General features: G+C 34.8%; 15 protein-coding genes, 1 tRNA gene and 1 pseudogene. 14 read left to right on the forward strand and 3 right to left on the reverse strand.

All coding sequences use genetic code 11. The annotated features are described in order from the left end of the window. Positions 1-12: 12 nt before the first annotated feature. From B4N66_RS14250 to B4N66_RS14270, 5 genes are all read left to right on the forward strand, one after another. The gene (locus B4N66_RS14250) at positions 13-327 is read left to right on the forward strand and encodes a DUF2958 domain-containing protein (RefSeq protein WP_291095630.1); all 315 of its coding nucleotides are present in this window, start codon (positions 13-15) and stop codon (positions 325-327) included. Then, a complete protein-coding gene (locus B4N66_RS14255; protein WP_291095632.1) occupies positions 327-776 on the forward strand; it encodes a hypothetical protein in 450 nt (149 codons plus the stop codon). Before B4N66_RS14250 ends, B4N66_RS14255 begins: the two co-directional genes overlap by 1 nt. Positions 777-779: 3 nt before the next feature. Beyond that, complete coding sequence (locus tag B4N66_RS14260; protein ID WP_291095633.1) at positions 780-1,637, forward strand: relaxase/mobilization nuclease domain-containing protein; 858 nt, start codon at positions 780-782, stop codon at positions 1,635-1,637. A 340-nt stretch (positions 1,638-1,977) separates the two neighbouring features. Continuing rightward, positions 1,978-3,483, forward strand: coding sequence for a recombinase family protein (locus B4N66_RS14265; protein ID WP_291095635.1), 1,506 nt, complete (start codon positions 1,978-1,980; stop codon positions 3,481-3,483). A 273-nt stretch (positions 3,484-3,756) separates the two neighbouring features. Continuing rightward, positions 3,757-4,887 carry a hypothetical protein gene (locus B4N66_RS14270; RefSeq protein ID WP_291095637.1) on the forward strand — a complete coding sequence of 377 codons (1,131 nt, stop codon included), beginning with the start codon at positions 3,757-3,759 and terminating at the stop codon, positions 4,885-4,887. 373 nt (positions 4,888-5,260) lie between these two features. Here the strand turns inward: B4N66_RS14270 and B4N66_RS14275 are convergent. The 3 genes from B4N66_RS14275 to B4N66_RS14285 form a co-directional block, all read right to left on the reverse strand. Further along, positions 5,261-5,334, reverse strand: a tRNA-Asn gene (locus B4N66_RS14275). Between the two features lie 89 nt (positions 5,335-5,423). Beyond that, positions 5,424-6,746 carry an RIP metalloprotease RseP gene (gene rseP, locus B4N66_RS14280; protein WP_291095639.1) on the reverse strand — a complete coding sequence of 441 codons (1,323 nt, stop codon included), beginning with the start codon at positions 6,744-6,746 and terminating at the stop codon, positions 5,424-5,426. Between the two features lie 78 nt (positions 6,747-6,824). Further along, a complete protein-coding gene (locus B4N66_RS14285; RefSeq protein ID WP_291095640.1) occupies positions 6,825-8,849 on the reverse strand; it encodes a M1 family aminopeptidase in 2,025 nt (674 codons plus the stop codon). Positions 8,850-8,935: 86 nt separating this feature from the next. Between B4N66_RS14285 and serS the strand changes: the two genes are divergently transcribed. The 9 genes and pseudogenes from serS to B4N66_RS14325 all read left to right on the forward strand — a co-directional run bounded on the left by serS (position 8,936) and on the right by B4N66_RS14325 (position 17,351). Next, positions 8,936-10,207, forward strand: a complete 1,272-nt coding sequence (serS, locus tag B4N66_RS14290) for a serine--tRNA ligase (protein ID WP_291095642.1) — start codon at positions 8,936-8,938, stop codon at positions 10,205-10,207. Positions 10,208-10,282: 75 nt separating this feature from the next. Next, the gene (locus tag B4N66_RS14295) at positions 10,283-12,061 is read left to right on the forward strand and encodes a tetratricopeptide repeat protein (RefSeq protein ID WP_291095644.1); all 1,779 of its coding nucleotides are present in this window, start codon (positions 10,283-10,285) and stop codon (positions 12,059-12,061) included. A gap of 65 nt (positions 12,062-12,126) precedes the next feature. After that, complete coding sequence (locus tag B4N66_RS14300) at positions 12,127-12,456, forward strand: DUF4286 family protein (RefSeq protein WP_291095646.1); 330 nt, start codon at positions 12,127-12,129, stop codon at positions 12,454-12,456. A gap of 46 nt (positions 12,457-12,502) precedes the next feature. After that, positions 12,503-13,282 (forward strand): 16S rRNA (adenine(1518)-N(6)/adenine(1519)-N(6))-dimethyltransferase RsmA, encoded by a 780-nt coding sequence (gene rsmA / locus B4N66_RS14305; RefSeq protein WP_291095648.1) that lies wholly within the window; start codon positions 12,503-12,505, stop codon positions 13,280-13,282. Further along, positions 13,272-14,624, forward strand: coding sequence for a magnesium transporter (mgtE, locus tag B4N66_RS14310; protein WP_291095650.1), 1,353 nt, complete (start codon positions 13,272-13,274; stop codon positions 14,622-14,624). The genes rsmA and mgtE overlap by 11 nt, the downstream gene beginning before the upstream one ends. Positions 14,625-14,829: 205 nt before the next feature. Further along, on the forward strand, positions 14,830-15,606 hold the full coding sequence (proC, locus tag B4N66_RS14315; RefSeq protein WP_291095652.1) for a pyrroline-5-carboxylate reductase: 777 nt from the start codon (positions 14,830-14,832) through the stop codon (positions 15,604-15,606). A gap of 22 nt (positions 15,607-15,628) precedes the next feature. Beyond that, positions 15,629-16,573 (forward strand): annotated as a pseudogene (locus tag B4N66_RS14320) (2-hydroxyacid dehydrogenase); the annotation flags it as partial. 42 nt (positions 16,574-16,615) lie between these two features. Beyond that, a complete protein-coding gene (locus B4N66_RS16375; protein ID WP_349676914.1) occupies positions 16,616-16,981 on the forward strand; it encodes a VOC family protein in 366 nt (121 codons plus the stop codon). A 46-nt stretch (positions 16,982-17,027) separates the two neighbouring features. Further along, entirely contained in the window at positions 17,028-17,351 is a 324-nt protein-coding gene (locus tag B4N66_RS14325; RefSeq protein ID WP_291095654.1) for a TM2 domain-containing protein, read from the forward strand. Positions 17,352-17,361 lie beyond the last annotated feature (10 nt).

Consider the following 17,361-nt stretch of genomic DNA (forward strand, 5'->3'; position numbering starts at 1 on the left):
AAACTAAGCACAATGAAACTGATAACAAAAGCATTAGAGGAACGATTTGAGAAAATCGGAGACCAGTCCGAAATCCAAGACCCAATTATCGTTGCCAAATTCTTTAATCCAGCAGGAAGACAAACTTGGTATGCTTCTGAATACGATAAAGAGAATAACATCTGTTTTGGATATGTTACGGGTTTTGACTTTGATGAATGGGGATATTTCTCCATTGATGAGTTGGAATCCCTAAAACTTCCCTTTGGATTAAAAGTAGAGCGTGACATCTTCTTTAAAGAAATTCGTTTTCAAGAACTCGTTAAACAGAAAGATTTGGAACGCTAATGACTGGCGACTTTCCATACAAAAGCCTTCATGAGTATTTGGACAACGTTTTCAGCGGTACATCTCCGACTGAAATGGAGATTGTTCAGGCTAAGAAGACTTATTGGAAAGCCTATAATACCCACCTGAAACAGACCCAAAGAAGAAAACGTAAGGAAGTAACCATTGCTTTTGACAAAAAAGAGTGGCAGTCATTACAGGAAAGACTAAATCCAAATCAATCTCTTCACGCCTATATAAAAAAACTGCTGACCCATCATATTGATAATACACCTATAACACCAACCACCATCATACAGAATACGACCCAAATTGAACAACAACTTTTTCTTGTGATTGATTACTTAGAAGGTTTGGTATATCAAAGACGGCATATTGATAAAGATAGTATTGCAGGGTTAGAAAACCTGCTCCATGAATTACAAAGTCTATTAGAAGATAAATTTTAAAAAATGATAATCAAAAGTAAATCATATAAGAACACCCGAAGTTTTACAACCGTTTTGGCTTACATCTTTCGTGAGAATGAGAAAGACCAGTCCTTTATGCTAACTAAGTTTATCAAAGGAAAAAGTCTTTCTGTAGAAGAAATGCATAGTCAGTTTCTGAATAACGAACAGTTGAGGTTAAACAGGCGGAAAAATAATGTCGTACTGTATATGGATATATTGTCTTTCCATCCTGATGATGCCCAAAGACTCAACAATGAAAAACTGTATCAGATTACGTTAAAATATTTATCTCTGAGAGCTCCAAAATCATTAGCCGTTGTAACTGTCCATCGTAATGAGAAGCTTCACACTCATCTTCATATATGTTTCTCAGGAGTGGAATATAAAACAGGGAAATCAATCCGGATTTCAAAAGAAGATTTCAAGCAAAAAGTAAAACTTCCAATGGAGAAATTCCAGCAGGATGTTTTTCCTGAACTATTGCTTTCTAAAATTCGCCACGAGAAATCCATTTTCCCAAAAAAAGAACTCAAAAAGGAGTCGGAAAAGATACTGGAAGCAAATGGTGGATTATCTGAAAAACAACAAATATTAAAAACGCTCGAAGAAGTTTTTAAAATAGCAAAATCAGAGAAGGATTTTTATCAAAAACTGGAGTATAAAGGGATCAAATTGTACATCCGAAACGGAAAAATTACAGGGATTGAGGGCAAACGAAAATTCAGATTTAAGGTACTTGGGTACACTTCTGAAATTTTACAATCATTAGAGCAAAATTTAACACTTGCAAAACGAATGGAACTGCTCCAAAAAGTAAAAGAAAATGAACACCAGCGAAACCGAAATTCCAAATTTTAATAGGATAAGCACAAGGAGGCTCAAGGGTTTTTAGGGAAGTATTCCCTAAGCAGGTTGCATTATGTAAGGTAGTTATGACCGTCATAATGCAATCCTGCACAAGACCCCAAACAAGCCATTTTCCAAGCTAATATCCCATTAATATATAGGTAAAGACTTTATTATTCAACACTTAAGTGTTAACTTTCATGAAATATCAACCTCAAAATAGTGCCCAAAATAAAGCGAAAAATCAGCCAGTTTTTTCTGAAAAAACGATGGCTGAAATAAGGCTAAAATTGAGGCAGTTTGTAGAGATTGAATGCCTGAACGATTCAAAGAAAAAAATTTCAAGTAGCAAATGAAAAATGTAATAATTTACACCAGAGTAAGTACTGAAAATCAAAAAGAAAAAGGATTTTCGCTTCGTCATCAAAAGGAACAATTAGAGAATTATTGTCAGCAAAATGGGTACGCTATTTTGTGCCATTTTGAAGAAGACCATTCCGCAAAGAACTTTTCTTCTCGTCCAGAATTTCAAAAACTAGTACGTTACGCCAAATCAAATCAGAAAAAAATTGATGCACTGCTTTTTTTGAAGTGGGATAGATTTTCCAGAAATGTGGAAATGTCGTTCCGAGTAATTCGAGAATTTAAAGAAATGGGGATTCAAGTTAATAGTATCGAGCAACCATTGGATTTGACTCAGCCCGATTCTAAAGTTTTATTGGCGGTTTATTTGGTTATTCCCGAAATTGAGAATGATAAAAATAGTCTTCGTACAATTGATGGTCTTCGTAAAGCCATGAAAGAAGGCTGTTTTACAGGAGTTGCTCCAAAGGGATACTTACATACTCGTACTACTGAAGGCAAATCTACTTTAATGCCCGACCCAATAATCGCTCCACTAATAGAAAGTGCTTTTGTAATGTATAGTCAAGGTATTTATTCGGCAGAAGAAGTGCGACAAAAATATTTGCCACTCGGTTTAAAAATCTCACGAAATGGATTTTTAAGTTTACTTAAGAATCCAACCTATATGGGAAAAATATATATTAAGTCGTATAAGAAAGAGGAGGAAGTACTGGTTGAAGGATTACATTCTGCTTTAGTTGATAGTGAAACCTTTAATAAAGTGCAACTTATTTTAAAAGGTAAATACAAAACTCCTACTAAAACTTTAACCGAGATTGATGCTGAACTACCATTACGTGGCTTTTTGATTTGTCCTATCTGCAACAAAACATTAACTGGTTCAGGAAGCAAAGGCAGGGAAGGAAAGAATACTTATTTCTATTATCATTGTACACGCTATTGTAGTGTTCGCCATAAAGCAATCGAAGTGAATAAATTGTTTGAAGAAATGTTGGAATCATTAAAAATTGATGAGGATTGGGAAACAGTATATAAATCGATGCTAGAAGAACGTTTTGATGAAAATCAAACCAATAAACTAACAATGATAATTTCTTTGCAACGTGAACAAGAAAACTTACATAAGCGTTTGGAAATGGCAGAAGACCATTTATTCGAAAAGCAGATTGATGTAAGCACTTTTAATACTATGAAACAACGTATTGATTTACGCATGATGGAAATTAAAGACGAGTTAAAATCTCTTCAAAAGAAAGACAGTTTTTTTGAAAAGCATCTTCGGGAAGGTATTTCATTCCTTGGCGGTGTTGATAGAGTATATAAAAGCGGAACAACTGATGTCAAACGAAAAATTATTAAAACAATTTTCTGTGATAAACTTACCTACCACAATCATTATTTTGCTACTCCCAAGCTAGAAGAGACCATAGCCATGATTTTGTTTCGAGATAAACGAGTTCGTGAATTGAGGGTGGATGTAGAGATAGTTTAATTAGATAAAAAACTTCCAAATTGAAATGCTAATTTGGAAGTTTTAGTTTACTGTATCGTAGAACGAATAATTATATAAGTTTTATAGATTTTCATTCTCAATCATTTTTGTGCTTGGATGAAAGCAGAAAAGATATCTTGCAATCTTTCGATGGATATTGTTTTTATGAATCTAACAAAACGTACTTAAACCTATAAAAGAAATTGCCTTAATAAATCAAAATCATCGAAAAAATGTTCTAATTTTGTATAAATTTACAACTTAATGGGTTGGATGCCAGAACATATAAAATCTTTTTTCCTTTTTATTAAAAATAAATTTTCCGAATGGAAATGGGGGAGTGTCATATTACCTATCTTATTATTTACAATAATTGGATGTTTTTCATTTTATTATAAGAATGGGGAGTCTTGGTACAATAAGTTAGCTTATTTAGGGTTTTGGCTTTCAGGTTTAGTAATTGGTTCTGGATGTTTTGCAGCTTTTATTAAAACATTTCTATACAAAGGTATTATGAAAGAAGTTTTTATGGGAAAAGACTTTGAAGAAAAATTAGACGAGGTTATTAAAAAAGAATTCCGTTTAACTCTATTAAGCGATGAATATAATACTAACTTGATTCAAACCATAAATAAAATAATTTACGAAAGTAAATACCTTCAAAAAGATAAAAATTTAGAAAATATTTGGCGTGAAGTGACTACGTGCTTTATTCAAGATGAATTTCCCGAAATAAAAGATAAACTTCTTAATAAAATTCAAAATGTATATTTCAGACATACATCATTAAGTTACTATCTAAAGGATAGGACAGACAAGTACAAGGTTAATCTAATTAATGATAAATATATAGATTTGTTAATAAATTCACAATACACAATTAAAAGGAAATCTATAGAAGAATTTTTATTTGAAATTAAGTATTGTGTTGAAAAAGATCGTTACGATGAAATGGAATCATTAATAGATATAAAAGAAGTGAAAATTGATGATAAGTCTCTAGAAATTAATGAATATTTAAGTAGTATTAATAAAATTGTTGGAGAATCAAGTGAAAAAAATATTTTTAAAAACCTTGAAATTCCTTTAAAAGGGTCTCTAAATTATGACTTTGAAATAACAACTTTATTGAGATATCCATATATTGATGAATTTGATTTTTTTGGTGTCACTTACAAAAGAATTATTGATGGGTTGAAGGTTGAAATATTCTGTGAAGAGAAAATAGAACATAATTTTTCTGAATTTGGTCTTGAAAAGTTCATAAGAAATAGTAAAAATGCTTTTAATTCAGGTACAACTTATAAATCCAATGGATTAATATTACCTGAACAAGGTGGTTATCGTATCAATTTTAAATTACTAAATAAAGAAACAATGGGCGGTGGTGAAGTATTAGGTTAAATTTGACTTTAAAGTTTTAAAATTTTACCACATATTTTCAATATGAGGTTGATTTTTATAATTTCATTTCAAATAATTTGTAATTACCCAAAAGGGAAAATCGAAAAAGAATTTTAAAGGTAAATTAAGAATAAAGAATTAAGTCTTTATACAATTGTTTTTTTTATGTACTTTAGGAATAAATCTTTCAGACTACTTGTTTACCAATGTTTATTACCTAAATTACATATTTATATAAGCGGTTCGAGAAATCGCTTAAAAAACCCATAATTTTGTTTTATATTTCTCGAACCGCTTTTTTGGTTCGTAACTGTTTAAAAATCAAATTATTATAAATAGAAAAAGCCGCTAAATAGCGGCTTTGTCATAAGAGCTCCCCCTCTTGGGCTCGAACCAAGGACCCTCTGATTAACAGTCAGATGCTCTAACCAACTGAGCTAAGGAGGAAGGTGTATAACCTTTTTTGCGAGTGCAAATATAAAGCGAAAAATGATTTATCCAAACAAAATCTGCACTTTTTTACACTTTTTATTTTATTATTTTCCGGTGACCAAATGCCAGATATCGTTACCAAATACTAATGCCATCAATGTCAGCAAGATAACCACTCCGATTGTTTGAGCGACTTCTAATGTTTTTTCGGTTGGCTTTTTGCGTGTGATCATTTCAATCAAAATAAATACTGCATGACCACCATCCAATCCCGGAATCGGAAGCACATTCAAGAACGCCAACCAAACCGAAAACATCGCTGTAAACGACCAGAAGAATGTCCAATCCCACGTTGGTTTAAAGATTTTAAACATTCGCAACGGACCACTTACTTGTTTGTACGCTTCCGTTTTAGTATTAAAGATGATTTTAAATTGTTTTATCTGTCCGGTTAACGTTGTAATCGTTTTGTTAAATCCAGCCGGAATAGATTCCAAAAACGAAACCTCTTTGGTTACATAAGCATCCTCTAACGTTTTAAAACGATTTAAGAAACCAAGTTTACCATCTTCTGTTGTTTTGGCTTTAATGACCAATGTTTCGCTTCCTCTAATGATTTTTAGGTTAACCGAGTCGTTTTTATGTTCAGCGATAGCATTATTGTATTCGTCAAAAAAAGCAACGCTTTTTTCATTCACGCCTACAATTTTATCGCCTTTTTTTAATCCTGCGTTATCCGCTTGCATTCCCGGAACTATCGAATCAACTACCGTTTCTTCACGAGCAGCTAAAAAGTTCTTACCTGCTCTTTTAATAACGTCACGTTTGCCTTCATCAGACAAATCAAACGTGAGCTCTTTGCCATCTCTTAAAATGGTAATATTATCACCAAATAAAATTTCCAATGGCAATTGTTCAAATTTTGCTTGTGATTTTCCATCTACTTTCAAAATTTGATCACCGTTTTTTAAACCTAAAATGGTTCCAACAGAATCAACTGCAATTCCGTGTGTAATTTTTGAATTATCAATAAAATTATCTCCGTGATTAATGAACAGACACGCATAAATTATCCAAGCCAAAAAGAAATTCACGATTACACCACCCATGATGATGATTAATCGTTGCCAAGCCGGTTTGCTACGGTATTCCCAAGGTTGTGGCTCTTGTTTCAATTGCTCCTTGTCCATGCTTTCGTCAATCATTCCGGCAATTTTTACATAACCACCCATCGGAAGCCATCCAATTCCGTATTCGGTTTCGCCGATTTTTTTCTTAACCAAAGAAAACCAAGGATTAAAGAAAAGGTAGAATTTTTCAATTTTTGTTTTAAAGTATTTTGCCGGTAAAAAATGTCCTAATTCGTGAAGTATTACCAGAAAAGAAAGGCACAAAATCAACTGTGCTATTTGAATTAATGTTTCCATTGATGTATATTAAATTTCAAAATCGTGCACAAAAGTAAGGTTTTCACTTTACAATTGACTCGATTTTGTTAAATGGCGTTAGTTTTTTATAAATTTTTTATGAAAAGTTCCTTCGGATGTGGTCAGCGTAAGAAAATAAACCCCATTTGATAAGGACGATACATTCAATAACGGATTTTGGGTTTCTAAAACAAGTTGCCCTAAATTAGAATAAATTTGAATGTTTTCTATATTGATATTTTGAGGATATTCCACTTTCAAATCAGATGAAGTTGGATTTGGGATGAGTTGAATTACATTAGCTAAATTAACTTTATTTGTTCCTAAAGTTGCTACATTAAAATTTGAAATAATATGTCTATTAGGGTCAAAATCAAAATCAACAATAGTAAAAGGAACATCCACGATAAATTCTTGTCCATTTGTTGTATGTTCAACAACAAAATCATAAACCTGACCACCAGAACCATAAACTCTTATTTCCACAGGCATTTCAAAAAAGCTCACACTCGGATGCGATTGAGTTTGTTCTAAATAGACTGAAACTTGATTGTTGCCAATATTGCCGACAGAAGATATATACGAAGGAAATCCTTGTCCATACACCCAATCTTCAAAAAATTCTGTTAAATCCATTCCGGAAGTGGCTTCCAAATGCATTTGCAAATCATCCGTCACCGCATAGCCAAAAGCTAAAAGAGGATCGGCTAAAAAATTTCTCAATCCTTGATAGAAATCTTCATCACCAATTCTCCATCGCAACATGTGTGTAACCATGGCTCCTTTATTATAACTCAATCGACTACTAAAAATCCGGTTCACATTAGTTGCTTCTGTATCGGTTAAATATACCGCACCGCTATTAGATGAAGTGATGTTATTTATCAAACTGTTTTTCCAATTTACAAAACTTGTCGGTCCGTCAAAATCTTCTACAACCAATCCGGACAAATAGGTTGCTAAACCTTCATTCAACCAAATATCTTTCCAAGTTCCGCATGTTACTTTATTTCCAAACCATTGATGGGCCAACTCGTGAGCAATCAAATTCCGACCAAAACTTCCCATAAACGAAACGGTGGTGTGTTCCATTCCGCCATTCATTTCCGTTTGAGCGTGACCATATTTTTCATTGGCAAACGGATAAGTTTCAAATAATTCTTCAAACAAATCCATAATCGGAAGTGTGACTGCCAAACTGTTTTGAACCGAATTTAAATTTTCAGGATAAATATAATTCACAATCGGAAATTCGTTTGGAGCGGTTCCTGCTTGTTGTGTAAAAATGCTGTAATTCGTCACGGCAATGGCAATTAAATAGGCGGGAATTTTATAATTGTGCTGAAAATGTGTCGTTTTAGTACCATTTCCATTGTCAACCACGCTTTGTTGCACACCATTGGAAACACTTACATATTGCGATGGAGCGGTAATAAAAACATCAATCGAATCGATTTTATCATTCAAATCTTGCTTGCAAGGCCACCAATCTCTTCCGCCGAATGGTTCAGATAATGTCCACAAAACGGGAACACCATTATGCGTATCAATCGAAAATCCTTGCTCAGTTGTGTTTGGAGCTCCGGCATAACTTATCGATACACTATTTGTAGTTCCGGATAAAATCGTGGTAGGAAATTCAATAATTAATTCTTTTGACGCTGAATTATGTTCAAAATCAAGTGATTCGTTACCCATCATCACCGAACCCACTGTAATTCGATTACTAAAATAAGGATGATTTGGATTGGTAATTCTTCCCAAATCAAACGTAATCGAATTCATATTTTCCAACGCAATAAAATCGGTCGTGACGTTTCCGCTGATGAAATAAACCGCTGGATCAACTTCAAATTCTAATCGATGATAAATTACATCATAATTAAGCGTATTCGGATTTGCTTGTATATCAAATGTGTACGAAGAAGATTTTAGTTCCGCTTCAGCTATTTCATTAATTTCATTCAAATAATCTTGTGCAGTAATCGAAAAACTTACAAAAAGAAAGAAACAGAGTAGGATTTTATTCATTTTATTTAAAAATTGATTGCCAAATGTAGAAAATTGTATCGATTTATCATATTTCTTTGTGTTTTTTAGCATTTGTTTAAACGTTTTTCATTTTCAAAATGAGTTCTTTTCGTTCCAAAACATTTATGTACATTTGCCTTCGCAAAAAAACAATTATTATGTTACAATTGGCTGTTATTCGTGAGAATAAAGAAAAAGTGATTAAAGCATTGGCTAAAAGAAATTTAGACGCCAACAATTTAGTAGAAACGGTTTTAGATTTAGATGAAAAAAGAAGAGCTACTCAGGTAGAATTAGACAATATTCTGGCTGAATCCAATCTTCTTTCGAAAGAAATTGGCGAAATGATGAAATCGGGCGAAAAAGCAAAAGCAGAAATCGTCAAACAAAAAACAGCTCAATTAAAGGAGAAAAGTAAAGAATTGTCTGAAAAATTAGAAGCATTTACCACTTCTCTTTCCGAAGAATTATATAAAATTCCAAACACACCGGCCGACATCGTTCCGGAAGGAAAAACGCCGGATGATAACTTAACGGTTCATCAAGAAGGAGATATTCCCGTTTTACACGAAGGTGCTTTGCCACATTGGGATTTAGTAAAAAAGTATGATATCATTGACTTTGAATTAGGTGTGAAAATCACCGGTGCAGGTTTTCCGGTTTACAAAGGAAAAGGAGCAAGACTTCAACGTGCTTTGATTGCTTATTTTTTAGATAAAAATACCGAAGCAGGTTATCAAGAATACCAAGTTCCGCATTTGGTGAACGAAGCTTCCGGTTTTGGAACAGGTCAATTACCTGATAAAGAAGGACAGATGTATCACGTTGGTGTGGATGATTTATATTTAATTCCAACCGCAGAAGTTCCGGTTACGAATTTGTTTCGTGATGTGATTTTAAACGAAAATGAATTACCTGTTTTATGTACAGCCTACACACCTTGTTTCAGAAGAGAAGCGGGTTCGTATGGTGCTCACGTTCGTGGATTAAACCGTTTGCATCAGTTTGACAAAGTAGAAATCGTTCGCATCGAGCATCCTGATAATTCTTATAAAGCGTTAGATGGAATGGTGGAACACGTAAAAACATTATTACAAGAATTAAAATTACCGTATCGTATTTTGCGTTTATGCGGTGGCGATATGGGCTTTACTTCTTCGTTAACGTATGATTTTGAAGTGTTTTCAACTGCTCAAGATCGTTGGTTGGAAATTAGTTCTGTTTCTAATTTTGAAACTTTTCAAGCCAATCGTTTGAAATTGCGTTTTAAAGATAAAGATGGGAAAAACCAATTGGCACACACGTTAAACGGAAGTTCTTTAGCATTGCCAAGAGTTTTAGCCGGAATCATCGAAAATTATCAAACTCCGGAAGGAATTGTCATCCCAGAAGTATTGCGTCCGTACACCGGATTTGACATTATCAACTAAAAAAGTTAATCTTTATACAATCAATGTACTAATTGGCCAAAAAAAGCTATTTTAGTACATTGTTTTTTAAACGCTATGCACAAATTTATTATTCTACTCTTTCTGATTTGCTCGTCGATTGTTTCATCACAAAATGAACAATTGGCTCAAAACTATTATGAACGAGGCGAATTTGAAAAAGCATTGCTAAGTTATCAAGAACTGCTTAAAACGCAACCATCCAATGGAGTTTACTTTCTTCGCGTAATTGATTGCTATCAACAGCTACTTCAGTTTGATAAAGCAGAAACAGCAATTCAGGAACGATTGACAAAATTTAAAATGGCCAATTTGTATGTGGAATTGGGATACAATTTTCAACTGCAAAAAAATCAAGAAAAAGCCGATTTGAATTATAAAATAGCCATCGAAAAAATAAATGAAAATCCTTCAAATGTATATGGAATTGCTTCTTCATTTGAAAAGAAAGTGCTCTTGGATTATGCGTTGCAGGCTTATCAAACCGCTATTTCATTAGACCCAAAATACAAATTTAATTATCAAATGGCTCAAGTTTACGGACAAATGGGCAAGCAAGATATGATGATTGAAAAGTATTTGGAAGAAATGTATGAAAATCCGCAAAACAGCGTCATGGTTCAAAATCAATTGACCCGATTTATGAACGATGAAGCGGGAGATTCATTCAATGAAACACTGCGAAAAGCTTTGTTAGTTAAAGTTCAAAAAAACCAAGATCTCTTTTGGAATCAAATGTTAAGCTGGTTTTTCGTTCAACAAAAAGAATACGGAAAAGCGTTTATTCAGGAGAAAGCAATTTATAAAAGAGAACCGGATTCTTTTTCCAACATTGTCAATTTAGCCGAGTTAGCTATTGAAGAAAATGAAGATGAAATTGCCGGTGAAATCCTGACTTTCATTTTAGAAAATACCCAAGATTTAGATTTACAGATTTTTGCACAAGAGTATTTGATGCGAATAAAAATCGGAAAAGCCAAAAAAGGAGATTATGCGAAAATTGAATCTGAGATAGAACTTCTATTGAAACAATATGGTGTTAGTCCGTATTCATTGGATTTGCAACGGTTGCAAGCAGAATTTTTAGCGTTTTATCAAAACAATCCCGAAAAAGGAAAGTTAGTTTTGCAAAAAGCAATGGAGCTACCGTTAAACAAATTCCAATTAGCCGAAGCCAAAATGGAATTGGCTGATATTTTATTGTATGAAGAAAAATTCAATCAAGCATTATTGTATTATTCCCAAATTGAAGAAGATTTAAAAAATGACGTTTTGGGTCACGAAGCCAGTTTGAAAGCAGCCAAAACCAGTTATTTTAAAGCCGATTTTGATTGGGCGTTAACGCAGTTAAAAGTATTAAAATCAGCTTCCACACAGCTTATTGCGAATGATGCTTTAGAGTTATTTCTGTTAATAAACGATAACACCGTAGCAGATTCCACCCGAACTGCTTTAAAAAAATTCTCCAAAGGTGATTTTTACCTTTATCAAAATAAAAACCAAGAAGCATTGGCTCAATTTCAGCAAATTTTGAAAGATCACAAAGGTGAAGAAATTGAAGACGAAGCAATTCTCAGAATTGGGCAAACCTACCAAGAATTAACCGATTATAACAACGCTTTGTCGTTCTACCAACAAATTATTGACAATCATCCGGAAAGCATTTACCGTGATGAAGCTTTATTTTTCTCGGCAGAAATCTTCAACAAGCACCTCAGTCAACCTGAAAAAGCAAAACCATTATACGAAGCCGTTCTTTTTAATCACCAAGACAGCATTCATTTTGTCGAGGCCCGAAAGAATTTCAGGCAGCTTCGTGGCGATTCAAATTTATAAAATAAAGTTTTTTCGGCCGTCATCTTTCGTATGAACAATAGCTGAGATTTTCTTAAAAACAATCTATGATTTTATACAACGTAACCATCAACATCGATCAATCCGTTCACGACCAATGGCTGCATTGGATGCAAAGCAAACACATCAGTGACGTTTTGGCCACCGGAAAATTCACTTCTGCCCGAATGGTAAAAGTATTAGTAGAAGAAGAAGGCAGCACAACCTACTCGATTCAATATACAGCAGAAAACAAAGAAAAATTAGAAAGCTATTACCGCGAAGATGCTCCGCGATTACGTCAAGAAGGACTCGCTCTTTTTGCTGATAAAATGCTCGCCTTCCGAACAGAATTGCAAGTCATCAGCGAACATTTCCCGAAATCTGCATTGCAGTAAAACTCAGCATCTCAGTAACTCAGCACCTTAGCACCTCACCAAAAAAATGGATAAAGTAAGAGCAAAAAAACACCTCGGTCAACATTTTCTAAACGATGAAAACATCGCTCAAAAAATAGCCGATTCACTCACGTTGGAAGGATATCAAAACGTCTTGGAAATAGGTCCTGGAATGGGTGTGCTCACCAAGTATCTGCTCGATAAACCCATTACAACATTTGTGATTGAAATTGATACTGATTCGGTAACGTATTTGCAAAACCATTACCCAAAATTAGACGGAAAAATCATTTCAAAAGATTTTCTAAAATATAATTTATCAGAAGTTTTAGGAGCCGAACCCTTTGCTATCATTGGAAATTTTCCCTACAATATTTCTACCCAAATTGTTTTTAAAACATTAGAATTGAGACACCAAATTCCCGAATTTTCAGGGATGTTTCAAAAAGAAGTTGCCGAACGCATTTGCGAAAAAAAGGGAACAAAAGCCTACGGAATTCTATCTGTTTTAACCCAAGCTTTCTATGAAGCGGAATACCTTTTCACCGTTTCTGAACACGTTTTTACGCCACCACCAAAAGTGAAATCAGGGGTTTTACGGTTAAAAAGAAAAGAAAACTTCCAATTGCCTTGTGACGAAAAATTATTTTTTACTGTGGTGAAAACCGCTTTCAACCAACGTAGAAAAACACTTCGTAACAGTTTAAAAACATACCAACTGTCTGATAATTTAAAAGAAGATAGTATCTTTGACCTCAGACCGGAACAACTTTCGGTTGAACAATTTATCGAACTCACGCAAAAAATAGCCGCCGATGGAGTTTAAAATCAGCAGAGAATTTCTCAGTCAAATTGAGCAATTAATTAAGGAAAACAAGGAGCAGGAACTACACGATTTGCTTCGAGAAATCCACTATGCTGATATTGCCGAAATCATGGAAGAACTCGATGATTACGGAGCTATTTACATTTTTAACACGTTAGATTCCGAAAAAACATCCGAAATTCTTCTCGAATTAGATGAAGAAGTTCGTGTAAAAATCCTTCGAAAATTAACGCCAAAAGAAATTGCCGAAGAGTTAGACGAACTTTCCACCGATGATGCGGCCGACATTATTGCCGAACTTCCGCAAGAGCGAAAAGAACAAGTAATCTCTGAGTTAGAAGACGTTGAACATGCCAAAGACATTGTCGATTTGTTGCGTTACGACGAAGATTCTGCCGGAGGTCTAATGGGAAAAGAGCTCGTGAAAGTCAATGAAAACTGGAACGTGCTGACGTGTGTAAAAGAAATGCGAATTCAAGCCGAAAACGTTTCTCGAGTTCATTCGATTTACGTTGTAGATGACGAAAATCGTCTCAAAGGCAGATTATCGCTTAAAGATTTATTAACCACTTCCACCAAAACACCTATCAGCGAAGTCTACATTCCAAAAGTAGATTACGTAAAAGTCGATACCAAAGATGTTGAAGTCGCTCGTATCATGCAAAAATACGACTTGGAAGCCATTCCTGTTGTAGATGAACTAGGACGATTAGTTGGTCGAATCACTATCGACGACATCATCGACGTAATCAAAGAAGAAGCTGATAAAGATTACCAATTAGCAGCCGGTATCTCGCAAGACGTTGAGGCGGATGACAGCATTCTCGAACTCACCAAAGCTCGGCTTCCTTGGTTGGTTTTGGCACTTTTAGGTGGATTTATTGCTGTAAAAGTAACAGGACAGTTCGAGGGTGCAATGGAGAATTACAAAGTGCTCTTTTTTTTTACACCCCTTATTGCTGCAATGGCAGGTAATGTTGGGGTTCAATCCTCAGCAATTATAGTTCAAGGTTTGGCAAACAATACTTTAGGAGGAACTATTTGGCAAAGGTTGTTTAAAGAGATGAAATTAAGTCTTTTTAATGGGTTAATATTGTCGATTATATTATTATTGGGAAGTCATTTTTTATTAGGTCATGAATACATAATCGGAATTACTGTTTCTATCGCACTCATTTCCGTAATCGTCATCGCATCGCTCATCGGAACGTTTGTGCCCATCACATTAAACAAATACGGCATCGATCCTGCACTCGCCACCGGACCGTTTATTACCACCAGCAACGACATTTTCGGAATTTTAATCTATTTTTCCATCGCAAAAGCCATCTTGGGATTCTAAAATTTGTATTTTTAGGGTGCCAAAACCTGCTATCCGCTGCAATCTTTTTCAGTCAGGCTTGTTTTTGTAAGCCCAAAAATGTGCTTCCTCTGGTCGCAATTTTTGAGCAACAAAAACTAAGCCCGCCTTTCAAAAGGATTCCTGCCTGCCGGCAGGCAAGGTCCGCTACTATCAGGGGCACAAACCGTAAATCAATCAATAAGCCATGAACATTCACATCATCGGAGGAGGTAACTTAGGCGTTGCCATAGCAGTAGGATTAGCCAGTTTTTCCAAAGGAAATCACATCACAATTACCCGAAGAAATACAGCTCAAATTAAGCATCTTTCGCAAAACGGAATCAATGTTTCTTCCAACAATATCGAAAATATTGATCAAGCCGATTTAATTATTCTCACCATCAAACCCTATCAAATCGACACGGTTTTAAACGAAATCCTACCGCATATTTCCAACAAAATCATCGCTTCTGCAGTCAGTGGCGTTTCGTTGGAAACCTTGCAACAAAAAACAAAAGGAGCACATCCTATCGTTCGAATTATGCCAAACATAGCTGCACAATTTGCCGAAAGTGCCACTTGTATTTCGTTTTCAGAACAAAACAAAGAAGCGGGCGAACAAGCCGTTTCACTTTTCAACCACCTCGGAACCGCCATCGTCATCGAAGAAAAACTGATGGATGCCGCCACAGTGCTCGGTGCGTGCGGAACTGCTTATGCGTTGCGTTACATCCGTGCTTCCATGCAAGCCGGCATCGAAATCGGTTTTGATGCTCAAACTGCTTTAGCAATCGCATCACAAACCGCAAAAGGTGCCGCCAAAATGGCTTTGGAAGAAAAAATTCATCCCGAACAATTAATCGATAGAGTTACCACACCGCAAGGTTGCACGATTGTTGGATTAAATGAAATGGAACATCGTGGATTTAGTTCTGCTTTAATTCGTGGGATTAAAACGTCGTTGCAAAAAATAAAAGAATAATTGTTTTAAATAGATAAAAATTTTGAACACAAAAAAAACAAAAATCCTCCACCTCGATTCCAATCATCCACTTTTGTGGGAGCAATTGGAAGCAATGGGTTTTGAAAATCATCAGGATTATACTTCATCTAAAGAAGAAATAGAAACTAAAATTCAAGATTATCAAGGAATCGTTATTCGCAGCCGATTTAAAATCGACAAAACATTTTTAGATAAAGCCACCAACTTAGAATTTATCGCTAGAGTAGGAGCAGGGTTAGAAAGTATCGATTGTGATTATGCTATTTCCAAAAAAATTCACCTCATTGCTGCTCCCGAAGGCAACCGAAATGCGGTGGGCGAACACGCCTTAGGCATGTTACTTTCGTTAATGAACAAATTAAACCAAGCCAATCAATCAGTCAAAAACGGAAATTGGCTCCGTGAAGGTCATCGCGGTTATGAATTAGATGGAAAAACAGTTGGCATCATCGGTTATGGAAATATGGGAAAAGCATTTGCCAAAAAACTCCGTGGTTTTGATGTAGACGTTTTATGTTATGATATTTTACCTTTTGTTGGTGATCAAAATGCCAAGCAAGTTTCGTTAGAAGAAGTACAACAAAAAGCCGATGTCCTTTCGCTTCACATTCCGTGGACCCCCGAAACGGATAAAATGGTCAATGAGCAATTTATCAATGCCTTTGCCAAACCGTTTTGGTTCATCAATACCGCTCGCGGAAGAGCTGTTGTTACAGCCGATGTAGTAAAAGCACTAGAATCCGGAAAAATCCTCGGTGCCGGATTAGATGTGTTGGAATACGAAAAACTTTCCTTCGAAAAATTATTCGAAGGTGAAAAACCGGAAGCGTTTACCTATTTATTAGAAGCCGAAAACGTTTTACTTTCACCACACATTGCCGGGTGGACGTTTGAAAGTCATCAAAAATTAGCTCAAGTTATCGTTGATAAAATCAAAAACATATATTTTCCAACTGAAGAAACATCAGAAATAAAAAGAGTAACCGGAATTGGCGGATTCTTTTTTAAATCAAATGATTCCAAAAAATTAGTAGAATGGTATGGTAAATATTTAGGTTTAAAAACAGATCAATACGGCTCTACTTTTTGGTGGAAAGATAAAGAAGGCAACGATTGTTCCACCCAATGGTCGCCCTTTGCAGAAGATACCACCTATTTTTCTCCATCAGAAAAACAGTTTATGCAAAATTTCCGTGTAGAAAATTTAGAAGTTCTTTTAGAAAAATTAAAGCAAGAAGGTGTAACAATTGTAGGTGAAATACAGACATATGATTACGGAAAGTTTGGTTGGATTTTGGATCCCGAAGGAAATAAAATTGAACTTTGGGAACCAAATGACCGTGCATTTCAATAATTTTTATATTTTTATAATCATTTTTCAATTAAATCAATCAAATTTTATGGAGACAACTCGACCATCAGAAGACTGGAATAAACCAAATCATGATTTGCCAAGACAAGAAAATAAAAAGATATTGGCCGGTATTTTAGCCATTTTATTAGGATCTCTTGGCGTTCACAAATTTATTCTTGGCTATAACCAAGAAGGCATAATTTTGTTGGCCATTTCAATTGTGGGCTATGCTACGATTTGTTTATTGGTAGGTGTTTTTATTATCTGGATTCCGGGATTAATTGGTTTAATTGAAGGAATTATTTACCTGACCAAATCAGACGAAGAATTTTACAATACATATCAATTAAATAAAAGACCTTGGTTTTAAATATAAAAAA

The sequence above is a fragment of the Flavobacterium sp. UBA2787 genome (assembly GCA_002352205.1).
Classification (GTDB): Bacteria; Bacteroidota; Bacteroidia; order Flavobacteriales; family Flavobacteriaceae; genus Flavobacterium.